The sequence below is a fragment of the Pseudobutyrivibrio sp. ACV-2 genome (genome assembly GCF_900107545.1).
In the GTDB taxonomy this organism is placed as follows: domain Bacteria; phylum Bacillota; class Clostridia; order Lachnospirales; family Lachnospiraceae; genus Pseudobutyrivibrio.
The window spans coordinates 1-15,158 of record NZ_FNQZ01000030.1 but is presented as its reverse complement, the minus strand read 5'-3'; the positions used below and the strand labels follow the sequence as shown (position 1 = coordinate 15,158).

Sequence of the window (15,158 nt, the reverse complement as noted above, 5' to 3'; positions counted from 1 at the left end):
CACGCCGCCAGCGTTCATCCTGAGCCAGGATCAAACTCTCATGTTAAATATGTAAGTAACCGAAGTTACTTGAGTTCAATTCCAGGTCAGCACAAAACTGACTTGTTTACTGTAAATGTAAGAATCAAAGATTCTTACTAGAATATGAATTCAAGAATTCATATTCGCTTAATAAAGGTTTCGTTTCTTTAAGAAACTTAAATGAATTTCAAGGATACATGTTAACTATAAATAACTTGTATTAATTCAAGGTTTGTTTCACTGTTCAGTTATCAATCTTCATTTATTTTTTGCTCTGTGTGACTTGCTGTCCCTCAGTGCTCGATTATAATATCATCCAATCTGGCGGTTGTAAAGTGTTTTTTAGCATTTTTTTAAAGTAAATCTATTTTGTGATTAATCGCCAGTTGTGCGAATTGCGCCAATTATTTATTCAATTCATTTTCAACAACTAATTTCTTCCCTTTTTATTTTATTCGTATTTCGCTTGATATTCTTTTATCTTGTGAATCATTTCTTGGCTCAAATCGTCTTTTGCTTTTTTTAACTCCTTATCTATATAAGTCTCACGAAAACGGTCTGTAAAAAATTCATCCGTCGGAATAAGTTCATCACATATATGCTCTTTTGTTAAATCTTCCTCATCTTCCATTGCTTCAGTAAACTTTTCTATAAGCTTTGCTTCATTTTTAAGTGATAGTTCTGTTTCTAAGTCTATAGAGTTATTAGGGGAGATGGCTTGTTTATCTTTCTTTAGCTGTTCAAGCAAATCATTCATTCGCTTATCTTCATGTTTCTTATCTTCTACTAAGTTATTAAGTATATCTTGACGCTTAAAACTAAAAGAGGAGAATGCACCGTACTGGCCAGAAATTATACTTTCAATTTCGCTATTCAACCACTGCTTTTCATTTTGGGATATTTCTTCTGCATTTCCTAGTTTATCTAAAATGGAGTCCATCTTGTTAACATAATCTGTATATGCTTCAGATTCATGTGAAAGGAATACTTGACAATTTGTATTATTCCTAATATTTTTACTATCATTTAAAAATGATGATTGTATTTTCTTATTCACTGGATTACTCGAATTACTAGACTGTCGTACATTAGCTATATAATTGGAATTTATTCGCATATAGACCTCCCATAATATACCCAAAAAATCCACCTTTTACATTAATATCATCATAATATGTACTCTTATTTAAATTTTTATGTCAATCATTAATAATTCTAAATCAACTGATCTGTTAAAAATGTAATCACATTTCTATGATAAAATCTCTGTATGATTTACAAATATTTAAAATTGAGGATTATTTTATGACTGAATTCTTAATTAACTTACTTTTATCTTTTTTTGCATTTTCTTTTATTGGATGGTGCATTGAAGTCATACTAAAGTATCGACAATTTCATAAATTTATAAATAGAGGCTTTTTATCCGGTCCCTGGTTGCCTATTTATGGCTTTGGAGCTGTACTACTAACTCTTTCTGTGTTTGGCATTGGTGGCTTTGAGTCCTCTATTGGTACCACATTTGTCATTTCATTTATTGTTTGTGGGTTTGTTGAATATATGGCCAGCTATATTCTTGAGAAACGCTACCATGCAAGATGGTGGGATTATAGTAAGAAGCCTATGAATCTTCATGGACGAGTGTGGATAGGTAATCTTGTTTTATTTGGACTAGGTGGCATTGCAATAATCGAAATTGCCAATCCTTTTTTTTATGATGTTTTTTCAAGGATGAATATTCTTTACAGAAGTATACTGGCAGGTGTACTTTCTGTTGCCTTCATAATCGATTTGATTGGCTCTCAGTTTATCATGAAGCTTGTTAAGTTTGGGATTGAACACAGTGATGCTGATAATACAGAAGCAATTAACGCAGAAATTAAACTTTTACTTAGTGATAAATCCATTTTTTACCGCAGATTTGCAGATGCTTATCCTGATGTTATTTATCAAACTGAGAAAATCAAGTCGCATATGGAAGAGGTTCGAATTGAAACTGAACGCCTTCGTGCTGAGGCTGAAGCTCGTTTAAATCGAGTAAATGAGAGATTAGAAGCTAATAGAGAACAGTTTGTAGCTGCTGTTGATCCTGTCGGTACCGCAAAAAACAAGATTATCACAAAACAGGATTTGTTAATCAATTTACTATATGATGAAGACACAGCAACAGATGAGATGAAAGTTCTAGTTAATGAAATTGCAGAGTGCCGCAAAATCATCGAACAGCGCAGGTATGGAGGTGGATTTCAATGGGGACATTAAGTGAATATATAAAGTGGCGTTGTGATTTGGAGTTTTGGCAGGATGGATTTAATGTGATTGATAATATGCTGCTTTCTTGCCTTTCATATCTTACCTTGGACGATATATTTGGAGAAAATAACGCTACAGTATTTGATGTACAACAAGTCCAAAAGCTTTACTTTGAGAATAGCTATGATGAAAATAAATACAGTGAAGGGTCAATTTTAAGGGATGCTCCTAAATTTCTAAAATTAATTGGTGAAACAAATAGATATAAGCATATTAAAATTCGTAATTACGTTAGCAAGATAGACATAAATAGAACTTTGCAATTCGCAGCAATGGAGTTTTTACTTCCTGATGGGACAAGCTATATAGCATACCGAGGCACTGACGATAACCTTGTTGGTTGGAAAGAGGATTTTATGCTAGCTCTTGAAGAGGTTGAAGCCGAAAGAGAGGCTGTTAATTATATTAATAATATAGCTGCTGAAAATGATAGGCTGCTAAGAGTAGGCGGACATTCAAAAGGAGGGCATTTAGCGGTATATGCTGCAGCCATGTGCAAGGAGACCCTTCGAGAAAGGATAATAAAAATATATAGTAATGACGGACCAGGTTTTACAAAAAAGGTTGCTTCCTCAAGGGCTATGAAAAATATTGGTCCTAAGCTCATTAGCATTATCCCTGAAGACTCAATTGTAGGGCTTCTAATGGAACCTGTAGTCAAGCCTTTAGTTGTTAAATCTACAGCACTTTCTGTGAGACAACACAATCTTGCCACATGGTGTGTTGAAGGAAAGAACCTGATTACTGTCGATGATGTGTCTAACACTGCAAAATTCATAGATAAGAAACTTAGAGAAAACATCTCAAAAATGAGTGATGAAGAACTTGGCACCTTAGTGGAATATCTATTTTCAATATTTGAAGCTTCTGGTGCAATCACACTTTCAGAACTAAAGAAAAGTGGTGTGAAGGGGCTTCAAGCAATGACCAAAAAAGTATCTGATTTAACAAAAGGAATAATCCCTGAATAAATTTAAAATTTAAGGGGCTGTTAAAAAACTCCCCTAAAGGAAACGAGTTAAATCTTCAGATTTCACTCGTCTTTTATTATAAAAAAGAAAAGCCTATTAATTCTCTTAGAGTTTCATAGGCCTTTTACAGTTGCATATCAATTACAAGAAAAAATACTTCCTATATTCTTTAGATAAGATTGCAAATATCATCTTCTACATTTGTTATTCCTGCTATACCAAAATTCTGTACAAGCACATTGGCAACATTTGGTGAAAGAAATGCTGGAAGTGTTGGGCCTAAGTGTATATTTTTTACTCCAAGATATAAAAGAGCAAGTAATACTATTACAGCCTTCTGCTCATACCATGAAATGTTGTAGACAATTGGAAGATCATTTACATCATCAAGCTTAAACACTTCTTTAAGCTTTAATGCAATAAGCGCAAGTGAATATGAGTCATTACACTGTCCTGCATCCAAAACTCTTGGAATTCCATTGATATCACCAAGGTTTAGCTTATTGTATTTGTACTTTGCGCAGCCTGCCGTAAGAATCACTGTATCTTTTGGAAGCGCCTGAGCAAACTCAGTATAGTAACTTCTACTTTTTGCTCTTCCATCACAACCAGCCATGACAACGAACTTTTTGATTGCTCCAGTTTTAACTGCATCTACTACACTATCTGCAAGAGCAAATACCTGCTCATGAGCAAATCCACCAATGATTTCGCCGCGTTCTATCTCAGTAGGTGCATCACATTTCTTTGCCATTTCAATGATTTCTGAGAAATCCTTTGTTTCACCATAAGGCGCATCAATATGCTTGCATCTAGGATATCCTGCCGCACCTGTTGTAAACATTCTATCTTTGTAAGAATCTGCTGGTGGTACAATACAATTTGTTGTCATCAGAATTGGGCCATTGAAGCTTGCAAATTCTTCCTTCTGTTTCCACCATGTATTACCATAGTTTCCAGCAAAATTATCATATTTCTTAAAGAATGGATAGTAATGGGCTGGTAACATTTCTGAATGAGTGTATACATCTACCCCTGTGCCCTTAGTCTGCTCTAAAAGCATCTCCAAATCCTTCAGGTCATGACCTGAAATAAGAATACCAGGGTTATTTCTAACGCCTATATCTACTTTTGTGATTTCAGGATTACCATAAGCTGATGTATTGGCTTCATCAAGAAGTGCCATACCATCCACTCCATATTTTCCTGTCTCAAGAGTTAACGCAACCAGATCATCTACTGAAAGACTATCATCTAATGTTGCTGCCAATGCTTTTTGCAGGAATGCATCAACATCCTTATTATCCTTTAAAAGAGCATTGGCATGCTTCGAATAAGCAGCGAGCCCTTTAAGGCCATATGTTATCAACTCTCTCAATGAACGAATGTCTTCATTTTCTGTTGAAAGCACACCTACTGTCTTTGCTTTTTCATCATACTGTGTTTTATCGCCATTCCAAATGACAGCATCTGGAAGATTGCTCTTATCTGTAAGCTTTTCTAATAACTGTTCCTTGGCATTAATAGTATCTTCGATCTTCTGCGCTATTGAATCATAATCAAAATTTGCATTTGTAATCGTTGTAAAAAGATTTACCGAAATCATATGATTAATATCTTCCGATACTTCCTTGCCCTCTGCTCTAAGCTTTGTTGTTACAAATGAAAGACCTTTGGTGACATATACCAGTAAATCCTGAAGATTTGCTACCTCTGGCGTCTTTCCACAAACACCTGCCATTGTACACCCAGTACAGCCTGCTGTTTCCTGACACTGATAACAAAACATCTTATTTTCCATTATTTACCTCCATTTTCTAACCGGATTTCTTTGATGCTCATAATATACAGCTAGACCGAAGGCAAGTTTGTTGCAATTGCAACAGTTTGATTTTATAATGAACTCATGAAAGAAATAGAATACAATGATATTCCCCTATTCGAGGGAATTCACCCAGACAATTTGAATAAACTACTGATTTGCATCAACTCCTTTAAAAAGGATTTTGAAAAAGGGGAAACTATCATTATGGAAAAGGACAAAGTCCCTTATATCGGAATTGTTCTTTTTGGAAATGTGCACCTTTTGAAAGAAGATATATGGGGAAACTCTTCACTTCTATCCTATGTTGGTCCAGGCGAACTATTTGGAGAAAACTTTGCCGTCAGCGTTGAGCAGGAATCTTCTGTTACTTTTGTTGCAGTAGAAAAAACTAGAGTATTATTTCTTGCTGCTTCAAAAATCATCCATACATGTGAGAATGCTTGCAGTTTTCACGCAAGAATTTCGGAAAACATGTTTCATCTACTAGGGCAAAAAAGTATATCCTATATGAATAAACTGGAAATAATGTCAAAAGATTCTATTAGAGGAAAACTTATGGCATACATTTCCACCCTTGCTCAACAGCAAAAATCAAAATATATAAAAGCTCCCCTGTCACGAACACAGCTAGCTGACTATTTATCCATCAACCGCAGCGCCATGACAAGAGAGCTTGGTAAAATGCGTGACGAAGGAATTATCGACTTCGATAAAAATACCTTTGTCATCAAATAATTTTATTTTTCAAAATGCTTTTTAGCTTCATCCATTTTTTGAACGCATTCCATTGTGCCTATATATTGTCCATTGTCATCTCGAACTGCAATGTACTCTACAAGCACTGGGATGCCTTCTTTTTCCATCCAAACTGACACTTTATCCCTGGTGCCAGATTTGAAATCTCCAATTATAGAACGAACCATCATCTCAATCTTTGGCGGATGACAACTATACACATCACGTCCTATGGCCATGCCAGCACGTTTAAATAGCTTTGGTCCTTCGTTAAAGAAACAGTTAATATCATTTTCATCTATAAATGATATTTCGACAGGAAGAGTATTGAGTACTGCTCTAAGTTGAGCAGGTGTGAAATGTCCACCTGGAAGATTAATCATATCTTCTGAAGCATTGCTAGTAGCGTTTTCTTTGGACAGTGCTGCCTCTGCCTCAGGCCATTTTACAAAATCAACCAAACAAGGCGCATAATCCTTTGAGTCCTGATAAATCTGGTACCATTCTTCATTAGTGAAAAATCTAGTGCAAATAGGAAAGAGAATATTCTGCTCCTTATAAATCATTTCCTCCATGCGGGTAATGGCATGTTCTAATCTATTCACATATTCGATTTTTCTAAAGTCAGAATCTGCTATGAATTTAAGCTCATCTCTTATTTCATCATCAACAGACCACATAACATCTGAAGGTCCCGAAATGTCATATTTGGCCTTCATGTGAGGGTAAAGCAAGTCACCTTTCTTTGCATAATGGATAGCTACTTTTCTGAGACAATCTACACTTTCATTTATTCTTCTATTGTTATCATCAGATGGATCAATCTTAATATCTTTAATCAAACTCTTGGTCTTATTAATCTCTTCCGTAAGAGCTTCATTTTCCTTAGTAAAAAGATGAAGTGGATGTCCCACTATTTCAGCCTGCTTTCTTGCAGCTTCTCTTTTTTCTATAGTGATATTAGATGTAACTCTTGCAGCTGATGCTTCAACTTCTTTTTCTGCATTAGCTATTTTTTCTTCTCTAGTTTTGCCATGAAACAATACCGAATGAACATCACAAAGCTTTTGCACCTCTGTAAAAGGCACACCTTCTTTCATCAGCTGTTGCTCAGCCTGCATGATATTAAACGCCTCAACATCAGAAAAATTATCTACAAAATCTTTGCGAACTGATTCTAGACTTTCTCCATTGCTAAGGCGCTTTATATAGTCTTTTAATAATTCAATATTCTTCTCTTCCATGGCTAACCTCCAATTCAAACAATTTCTATTTACAGGTACAATATAGCAATTTGTCAAAACTGGAGTTGTTGCAATTGCAACAGTTTTCCTAGTTCCCTCAAAACACAGTTTTTATGCTTTAATATTCAAAAATTGCTTGATAGTACGAATTATACTCTTCCTCAGTAATCACCTGGTCATTAAAGTAATATGTCTTCGGACTATCCTCATTATAATCTTCTGTTTCCCAGTAAAGATTAATGGAATCTACAATCTGTAAATCGCCATTATATTTATCAAGGAAATACATGCATCTTCCAACATGTGTTGTGTCGCTATGAACAATCCATGTAGCGCCATCGTAGGTTGTATGGATATGAATCGCCATTTTCATCAACGTATTGGCCTTCAACATCACCATTGCAAAATGCCTAAAACAACTCATCCGGAGACATTGCTTTAATATCCTCATCCGAATAACTGACCTCAATTTCATCCACATCATTTTCAGAAAGAAAAGCCTCTATTTCATCCTCCGATGTAATCATGTAGCCATTTATAAAAGTTAAATCTTTTAAATCGTCGCTAATGTAGTCATGCCAATATTTTTGATAAAGCTCATTATATTCACTCTCTGAAATTTCTTTATCATGGTTAGAAAAGACGTCTGCAGTACTGTCATCATAATAGAAAACTCTCTCTAAAGAACATAGATTTTCAACTTTTCCATCCTTTAGACTAAAAGCAAAGAACATGAAATCGCCATTGTCCACGCCTGCCCCATCGTAATCATAGGAAAAATATCCTGAATTTGGAACATAGTTCATCTGACCATAACTACCATAAAATGGAAAACCATCAGTTGCCAGGTCAATTGCCTCGCCATCATTATAAGTGTAGAGATAAGCACCGTCTGCTCTAGCATCGCCATCAAACATCGCAAGCTCATAATAATCATCATCGTCAATATTAATAAGTGTTGCTGAAAATCCATCTTTAGTATCTTTTAAGTATTCAGATAACACTTCACTATAGGCATCAAGCTCTTCATGAGCATACCTACTTTCTTTTTCTACAGTATCTTCATTAGCTTCAGTCACAACCTCTTCTTTCATTTCTATAGGTTCTGACTCTTCCTTTTTACATCCCATCAACATCATTGCTGCCAATGCAAGTACTATTATTTTTTTCATTTTATTCTCCAATTATTATTTTTGATTATCCTTTAGAATTTTATCATACCAACCCTATTAACTAACTCCCCTAGTTTTTCAATTCTACATTTTACAATATCACCTTGCTGCAAAAATTTAGGTGGATTAAATCCCATACCAACTCCACCCGGTGTACCTGTCGCAATAATAGTTCCTGCCTTCAATGTCATCCCTTGTGACAGTTCTGAAATAGCATCTTCAACCGTTGTAATCATACACGAAGTGTTACTGCGTTGCCTCTTTTCATTATTCACGAAGCATTCAATACTTAGATTATGTGGTTCATCGATTTCATCTGAAGTAACAATACATGGGCCCATTGGTGTATATCCATCAAGGCTTTTCCCTCTGTACCACTGCAGATGTTTGAGTTGTATATTTCTTGCACTTACATCGTTTATTATTGTGTAACCAAATATATATTCCGATGCTTCTTCTGCCGTTACCTGAAATGCATCTTTCTTTAATATAACTCCAAGCTCTACTTCATAATCAAGACTGTCTACAAAATCGTAAACCGGAATGGTGCCATCAGGATCATTACATCTGTTTACACGCTTTGAAAAATATACTGCATCCTGCTTTTTTGTAAAATCCACTACCTCTGCCGTTTCTTCAATGTGTTCCCTATAATTAACACCTAAACAAATAATGTCCTGAAGTGGCACTGGAATTGGTGCCAAAATCTTATAATTATCTGGTGTCAGACCATATTGAATATTCTTTATAATTTCGGATTCCAGTTCATCAAATCTCTTTACAAGCTCATTCATATCTGAAACTTTTATTCCTATTGAATCAAGTGTAACAAGCTTATTATCCAAATTCTCTACTGCTACGCATTCTTGTCCGTTAAATTCAATTGTATAAAATCTCATAAGTATCTCCCTTAAACTACTGCATCCATAAATTCGTCTATTGCCTCAAGCACAGGCTCAGCATATTCTTTTTCTCCAAATAGCCATTGCTCATGCTGCATATCAAATTCTCGAATATCAGGATTATGAAAATACTTCTTATAGCGCTTCAGATATTTTTCTCCCATTTTGCTTGCATAAATAAAATGTGCTTTTGTGTGATCTACATTAATATCTTCTTCTAAATGCGTCAGTAAATCTGTATAGTATTCATTTTTAATCGATTCGGGATTGAATTTTGAAAAACAATTAATAAATTTCTCAGCCGTTTCATCGCTCATAAGGAAAAAACTTTTTAGCTTTTCTTTTGTCTTATTTTGCTTCTTTTCTCCCTTAGTAAAGCTAGTGAGAAGCGGCACCACAAGCATCGATTGTAGCTTCGCAGCTACTTTTCCGCTCTGATCAAGGTCTGGACTGCCAAAAATGGCATGATTTATATGTACGTTCTTTCGCATGACAAGCTGTCCCACAAAACTAGAACCTAGGGATGAGCCGATTGCCCCGTCCAACACGCCAGCATGATGTTCTTTAATATAATTCTCTATTTTTTCAGTTACTGTAATCATATCAGGGAAGACAACATTGCTTCCATCAAAGCCATCATAGTTTACACATATTAGATGATATTTCTCAGAAAGACTGTCTATAACTGCGCCAAAATTCGTCTGCCAGTCACAGCATGTCCCTGGCAATAACATCAACGTCTTTCCTGACATATTTCCCATTTCCTCAAATTGCATTACTATACCTTCTTTATGATATTATTCACATGTTTCTTAATACTGTATAAAATAATATCATATCAAGTTAGTTATTGCTAACAAGAAAAGGGTTATAATAAATATGATTTTTTTAAGATTCATTCACTAGTTTACCAGTTATGTGCTCTGGGATAAGCTCAAGACATTGTACATTACGAAATGAATTTTGAATTTCCTGCTTTAGATATTCGTCATCATCAGTAAATTTTTTGGTGAGTTCAGAGCAGATTCTAAGAGCTGTAGCTTCATCCTCTACCAAATGGATTCTTCCAAAAGTAATTACACTTGTAATGTTAAGAGCCCAATCCCCTTCTTTGCGATAACCATCGTTATATACACAGAAACTTGCTTTATCACATGATTTTATTGCATCAATTTTGTGTCCTGCTTTTGCCCCGTGGAAGTATATTTTTCCATCATCTTCAAAACATTTGCTTCATACTGTATATCTTCTTCAGAAAGATTATCAGTTGCAAATGCTTTTTCCAGCAACTTTACACCACCTATTTTCCCTATGGATATCATCAGAAAGTCTCTGAGAAGAATAAATCTTGTCGCTATCCAAGGTAACTGATAAGGTGTTATTCCCCCATCAATCACAGCTCGTTTGAAATGAATCACTCCATTTGATAAAAGTTTTGTAATAAAGGCTCCTCCCATAGAACACCCATAAATACAGTCAACATGATTTATTCCATGTACTTTAAGCCAAACTTCTAGCTCGGCGGCTATTTCTTCTACACTTGTGAAATCACTTTTTACATCTGGATCATATGGATCATAACCAGGAATAGCAGGAATAATCAGATGATACTTTTTTTCAAGCGCTGGGATAACGTACTCAAAAAAATCCCACATCACAACTGCGGGATGAAGCAACACCATTATCTTGTCATTTCCTTTACCAAATTCATGTATTGTTAATTCCTTATATTCTTCAGCTGATCTCATTTTATCCCCTGCTCTATCTATGTACGTTATACTATTTATCTATCTCGTAACTAATAATATCACAACGGGGTTAGACTTTTCTAACTCTAGTTACAATTCTCAGCCGCTGTTATTTCTCTTGCAAGTTCAAGAATGTCATAGGCGTACATAGCTTTTCCTTTTTTTAGAAGCTTTTTGTACAGCGGATAATTCACACCACATATTGCAGCGCCTAAAAGCCCAAGTATTATTCCAAAAATCATGCTTACTAATCCAGTTCCAAGTATTCCCATAGAAAGACACATTCCTAAACCAAATATTAATGCTCCAACTACTCCCAATGACATAGCTGTCACCAATGCTGGAAGCTTTGCCTTTTCATCAAGCTTCTTCAATTGTCTTACTTTACTTGTCTCCTTTGGCATATAATCCTTTGCTACACTTTCTGCGTATACCTTGTCTAAATTGTTCATTATTTTACCTCCATCATTTTTGATTTTGAACTCTCTGCTTTGAGCTTGAGGTAATTATAGAAAAGTGCTCCCATAAACAGAACAACACTTTTTACGAAAAGTGTTGTTTTCAGGATCTAAGGTCCCGACACGATTCACAAAAAGTGTTGGATTAATTTTACATATTTAATTAGTTTCTTTTATTGGCATCAAAATGCATTTCTGAATAATGCCAATGATCTCATCTTTTGATTCAGCACAATCTCTGGCTATCCATTCATTTACCACACCAATAATCCCGTTAAGATAAAAAATCATAATAAATGGTTGTTCTGTCTCAGATACTCCAAACCTTGTGAGTATTGGTCCAAATATCTCTTTAAACCATTTCTCGTATGTTTTCTCAGCTCCCATCATCTCGTTTTTCTCATACATTATATAAAAGAGCTTGCGGTTATCTTCCACAAATTCCAGATACGGCATAAGATACGTTGGAGTCACTAAAAACAATTCCTCATTCTTCTTATCCTCAATATCAATTTTCTTAGGCCCATCAGCGGAAAACCTACTGAAGAAATCCCTATATGCCGCTTCGATTGTTTCTCGAAGAAGATCATTGGTATTATCATAATGAAGATAAAATGTCGATCTGTTAACCCCAGCCTCTGCACATATTTCCTTAACTGTAATCAGTTCGAAATCCTTATTCTCTATTAGAGAAATAAGTGCAGTATGCATTTTTTCGGCAGATTTAAAGTACCTGCTCTCGTTTTTGTTCATAACTCAAATACATCCTTTTTTCCCGCTAGTTTTCAAACAGCCATTCCATTACAGATATACATCTATATGCATAGTCAAATGATGCCATGTGATATTTTACACTTTCCATCATGGAATTATCTCCACCTGCATTCATACCACCTTCTGGCTTCTCACCGGCTTCAGCGTCATCTGACATAGCAGGCTTATCATTTTTTGAATCCAATGCTGGCTTTTCTCCACCATCGTTAGAGCTGTTAGGACCTGCAAAAGAAGTTTCACTACTAGCTTCTATTGTACCTGATTTCCATGATAAAAAGTAGGCATTTGTATTGCCTGATGTTAATTCTGATGTTGCATCTGTAAGTTCATCTGGTGTCCATGTTCCATCCCACTGGGCGTATGTATACTCGACACCATCCTCGTCGAACATATCCATAACTTCCTGCATTCCATTATAAGCATTCTGATCATCCTCAGCGGCAAAATATATAAATGTCTGGTCTTCTAATGATGAAAGTGTACTAACATCCCACTGTCCATCAACAAACATACATGCTGCATATAAATCAGGATATTCTGAGGCTAAAATGAGAGTGGTCATGCATCCCATAGATTGACCTGTACCGTAGATTCTATCAGTATTAACTGCGTACTCATCTGATACATCATCTATAAGTCGCTTTGTAAGCTCTACATATTCAGTTGTGCTATAGCCATTCTGGTCATCTAAAATTGTCTCTGGATATGTTGGCACTAATACTATGCTAGGATTTGCTGATTGCCACTGGTCTGCAGCCCACACCAAGGCACCACGTCCTTGCGTAAGAGAAGTTGTTGCATCATCACCAGCACAGCTTGAATCAGCTATAAAGACTACCATAGGATACTCTTCTGTTTCATCATAATCCTCTGGTAAATAGATATTGTAAGTTACTGTTAGGCCGGTTTCATCATCTGTGTACTCAACCTGTTCAAATTCATCAGCATATTCTTCAACAAGCGCATCTGTGTCCTCAGCGTAGCTATTGTCTACACTTGCTGTAGCTGTTGTTTCAGCTTCTGCTGTAGTCTCCTCAGTTTCCGTCGTTTCACTTGTTTCTGTAGTAGTTTCTGTTGCAGTTTGACCACATGCAACGGCTGATAAGCCCATGGCTCCACATACCATTAAAGCTAATAGTTTCTTCATTTTGTAATTCCTCCAAATAAATATTTTTCTCATGACATACCAATTAGGTAACATTCAAGAAATACAATTTTTTCTAGTTGGAGTATTTTATAAAGCGAGCTACCATTCGCTGCCGAGCTGACAACGCAAACTATAAGCTCTATATGTGAATGGTATGTGTTGATATTATAAATAATGCGTAAAAATCAGATGTTCTACAGAATTAGACGCCTCTCCTGATTATAAGTGTACTCGACATCATTCCAATAAAATGGACACTTCAGGAGCCTTGAAAATCCAATAAATAATAGATATTCTCTATGTATATAACAAAGATAAGCTAATTACTTACTATTCAAAGTTTGGTTTTGTAAATGAAGGTATAAGTGAATCCGTGCATGGTAATGTCACTTGGTATCAAATGAGGTTAACCCTATGAGAAAACTAATTCTATTTGGAGATTCAAATACATATGGTTATGATCCCAGGGATTTCCTTGGAGGCAGATATGCTGAGGACGAACGCTGGGCAACTATTGTTCACCATTCCCTATCAGACCACTTTGATGTCATTGAGGAAGGAATGAACGGTCGCCAGCTCCCATCCATAGAGTATGGCTACTTCACCAACCTTTTATCAGACCTTTCAGAAGATGATATCTTTGTTATGATGCTTGGTACAAATGACATCCTGCTAACCTACAATCCCAACGTAGAGCTAGCTGTGACAAAGCTTGATAGAATCCTAAGTTATGTCAAAGAAAACTGTAAAGCTCAGTTCATCCTAATAGCTCCACCTTACATCAAAGTAATGGAACCAGAAATGCAACGTTACCATAATTGTTGCATAGAGATGAACCAGCGCTTCCTCGAACTAGCGAAGCAATATGGCATCCCTGCCATCAATGCCAGCGAGTGGAATATTGAAATGGGTACTGATGGAGTTCATTTCTCTATTGAGGGACATAAAAGATTTGCTGAATGCTTTATAAAAAGCCTGGAAAATTTCTTGTAAGATTATGTTGATGTTCGATTGTTTTAACATCCTCTTTTGATAGACTTAATTACGGTGCTACCATTTTCGGGTAGGCGGCTGGTCTTCAACTAGAGGACTGTGACCTCTATTTAGAATAATCTGTCTTTGAGCAGAAATATCTATGGAGGAAAACTTCGATGTTAACATTAGAGCAATTTGTAGCTATTACTGGATTATTATTTACAGCATTTGGAATCGGCTAGAAAGTTGGCCGAGATAGCAATGCAAAGAAATAGCCGTCCTGCAGCCTGGAAAACCTAGGACGGCTTAAAACGTTTTAATTAATCTAGGCCACCGTCTATCGGTAGCGCCTTTTCTTAACTAATATTATAAAGACTATGTGCTTATTTGTAAATAACTATTGAACTTTTCGGCAGCGTAAATTTGTACTCGGAAATCACAGAAAAGACTATCCCTATGTATTTGTGATAAGAATTAGATTTGTGACTATTTTACTCTTTTTATCTTTTAAAAGGAAGCCCTGCTCCGCAGGCCTTTGATTAATGTTTAATGCCGTACTTTTTTGTACGACAAATAATCCTTCTTTTGCTTGTTGATATTTTATCTGCCTTGAAATGGGTGTCAAGGACAACGCCTTCGGTGCAAAGCATCCTTGACTCCCATTTCTGGGCAGATACACTGTAATCAAGCAAATGAAAGATTAGGTCTGTGCATAGCACTTTTAATCAAGTCAACACCGGTAGGTGTTGTTTCCTTTTAGATTTTTCCATTTAGATAAAACATAAGCTGTTTTGAATTTTGCAGTGTCAACGTTGAATGTATTCTTTCTGAGTATTTTCCATACTCAACCATAGTTTGACTTCTATTAGCTTT

The 15,158-nt window shown here is 35.8% G+C and carries 16 protein-coding genes; 4 read left to right on the top strand and 12 right to left on the bottom strand.

Features of this window, described 5'->3' with window-relative positions; all coding sequences use genetic code 11:
- Positions 1–472: 472 nt before the first annotated feature.
- Entirely contained in the window at positions 473–1,078 is a 606-nt protein-coding gene (locus BLV53_RS16210) for a hypothetical protein (protein ID WP_139298992.1), read from the bottom strand.
- A 248-nt stretch (positions 1,079–1,326) separates the two neighbouring features.
- Between BLV53_RS16210 and BLV53_RS16205 the strand changes: the two genes are divergently transcribed.
- Both BLV53_RS16205 and BLV53_RS16200 read left to right on the top strand, forming a co-directional pair.
- Positions 1,327–2,283, top strand: coding sequence for a putative ABC transporter permease (locus BLV53_RS16205; RefSeq protein WP_090302682.1), 957 nt, complete (start codon positions 1,327–1,329; stop codon positions 2,281–2,283).
- On the top strand, positions 2,271–3,305 hold the full coding sequence (locus tag BLV53_RS16200; protein ID WP_090302681.1) for an Mbeg1-like protein: 1,035 nt from the start codon (positions 2,271–2,273) through the stop codon (positions 3,303–3,305). The genes BLV53_RS16205 and BLV53_RS16200 overlap by 13 nt, the downstream gene beginning before the upstream one ends.
- Positions 3,306–3,474: 169 nt before the next feature.
- Here BLV53_RS16200 and hcp read toward each other — a convergent pair whose 3' ends face one another.
- Positions 3,475–5,106 carry a hydroxylamine reductase gene (gene hcp / locus BLV53_RS16195; RefSeq protein ID WP_090302680.1) on the bottom strand — a complete coding sequence of 544 codons (1,632 nt, stop codon included), beginning with the start codon at positions 5,104–5,106 and terminating at the stop codon, positions 3,475–3,477.
- A 105-nt stretch (positions 5,107–5,211) separates the two neighbouring features.
- On the opposite strand from hcp, the gene BLV53_RS16190 reads away from it, so the two are divergent.
- Positions 5,212–5,865, top strand: a complete 654-nt coding sequence (locus BLV53_RS16190; RefSeq protein ID WP_090302679.1) for a Crp/Fnr family transcriptional regulator — start codon at positions 5,212–5,214, stop codon at positions 5,863–5,865.
- A gap of 2 nt (positions 5,866–5,867) precedes the next feature.
- Here the strand turns inward: BLV53_RS16190 and BLV53_RS16185 are convergent, their stop codons facing one another.
- From BLV53_RS16185 to BLV53_RS16140, 10 genes are all read right to left on the bottom strand, one after another.
- Positions 5,868–7,109, bottom strand: coding sequence for a DUF438 domain-containing protein (locus tag BLV53_RS16185; protein WP_090302678.1), 1,242 nt, complete (start codon positions 7,107–7,109; stop codon positions 5,868–5,870).
- Positions 7,110–7,227: 118 nt separating this feature from the next.
- Positions 7,228–7,482 (bottom strand): hypothetical protein, encoded by a 255-nt coding sequence (locus BLV53_RS16180; protein WP_090302677.1) that lies wholly within the window; start codon positions 7,480–7,482, stop codon positions 7,228–7,230.
- A gap of 37 nt (positions 7,483–7,519) precedes the next feature.
- Positions 7,520–8,281 carry a hypothetical protein gene (locus BLV53_RS16175; RefSeq protein WP_090302676.1) on the bottom strand — a complete coding sequence of 254 codons (762 nt, stop codon included), beginning with the start codon at positions 8,279–8,281 and terminating at the stop codon, positions 7,520–7,522.
- A 32-nt stretch (positions 8,282–8,313) separates the two neighbouring features.
- Positions 8,314–9,180, bottom strand: a complete 867-nt coding sequence (locus BLV53_RS16170) for a fumarylacetoacetate hydrolase family protein (protein ID WP_090302675.1) — start codon at positions 9,178–9,180, stop codon at positions 8,314–8,316.
- A gap of 11 nt (positions 9,181–9,191) precedes the next feature.
- Positions 9,192–9,959 carry a 2-hydroxy-6-oxo-6-phenylhexa-2,4-dienoate hydrolase gene (locus tag BLV53_RS16165; protein WP_242879133.1) on the bottom strand — a complete coding sequence of 256 codons (768 nt, stop codon included), beginning with the start codon at positions 9,957–9,959 and terminating at the stop codon, positions 9,192–9,194.
- A gap of 112 nt (positions 9,960–10,071) precedes the next feature.
- On the bottom strand, positions 10,072–10,347 hold the full coding sequence (locus tag BLV53_RS16160) for a pyridoxamine 5'-phosphate oxidase family protein (RefSeq protein ID WP_242879135.1): 276 nt from the start codon (positions 10,345–10,347) through the stop codon (positions 10,072–10,074).
- Positions 10,344–10,931, bottom strand: a complete 588-nt coding sequence (locus BLV53_RS16155; protein ID WP_090302673.1) for an alpha/beta fold hydrolase — start codon at positions 10,929–10,931, stop codon at positions 10,344–10,346. The genes BLV53_RS16160 and BLV53_RS16155 overlap by 4 nt, the downstream gene beginning before the upstream one ends.
- A gap of 86 nt (positions 10,932–11,017) precedes the next feature.
- Entirely contained in the window at positions 11,018–11,383 is a 366-nt protein-coding gene (locus BLV53_RS16150) for a dihydropteridine reductase (RefSeq protein WP_090302672.1), read from the bottom strand.
- Between the two features lie 165 nt (positions 11,384–11,548).
- A complete protein-coding gene (locus BLV53_RS16145) occupies positions 11,549–12,142 on the bottom strand; it encodes a TetR/AcrR family transcriptional regulator (protein ID WP_090302671.1) in 594 nt (197 codons plus the stop codon).
- Between the two features lie 25 nt (positions 12,143–12,167).
- A complete protein-coding gene (locus BLV53_RS16140; protein WP_207646248.1) occupies positions 12,168–13,310 on the bottom strand; it encodes an alpha/beta hydrolase-fold protein in 1,143 nt (380 codons plus the stop codon).
- Positions 13,311–13,724: 414 nt separating this feature from the next.
- Between BLV53_RS16140 and BLV53_RS16130 the strand changes: the two genes are divergently transcribed.
- Positions 13,725–14,303, top strand: a complete 579-nt coding sequence (locus BLV53_RS16130; RefSeq protein WP_090302670.1) for a GDSL-type esterase/lipase family protein — start codon at positions 13,725–13,727, stop codon at positions 14,301–14,303.
- Positions 14,304–15,158: the final 855 nt, after the last annotated feature.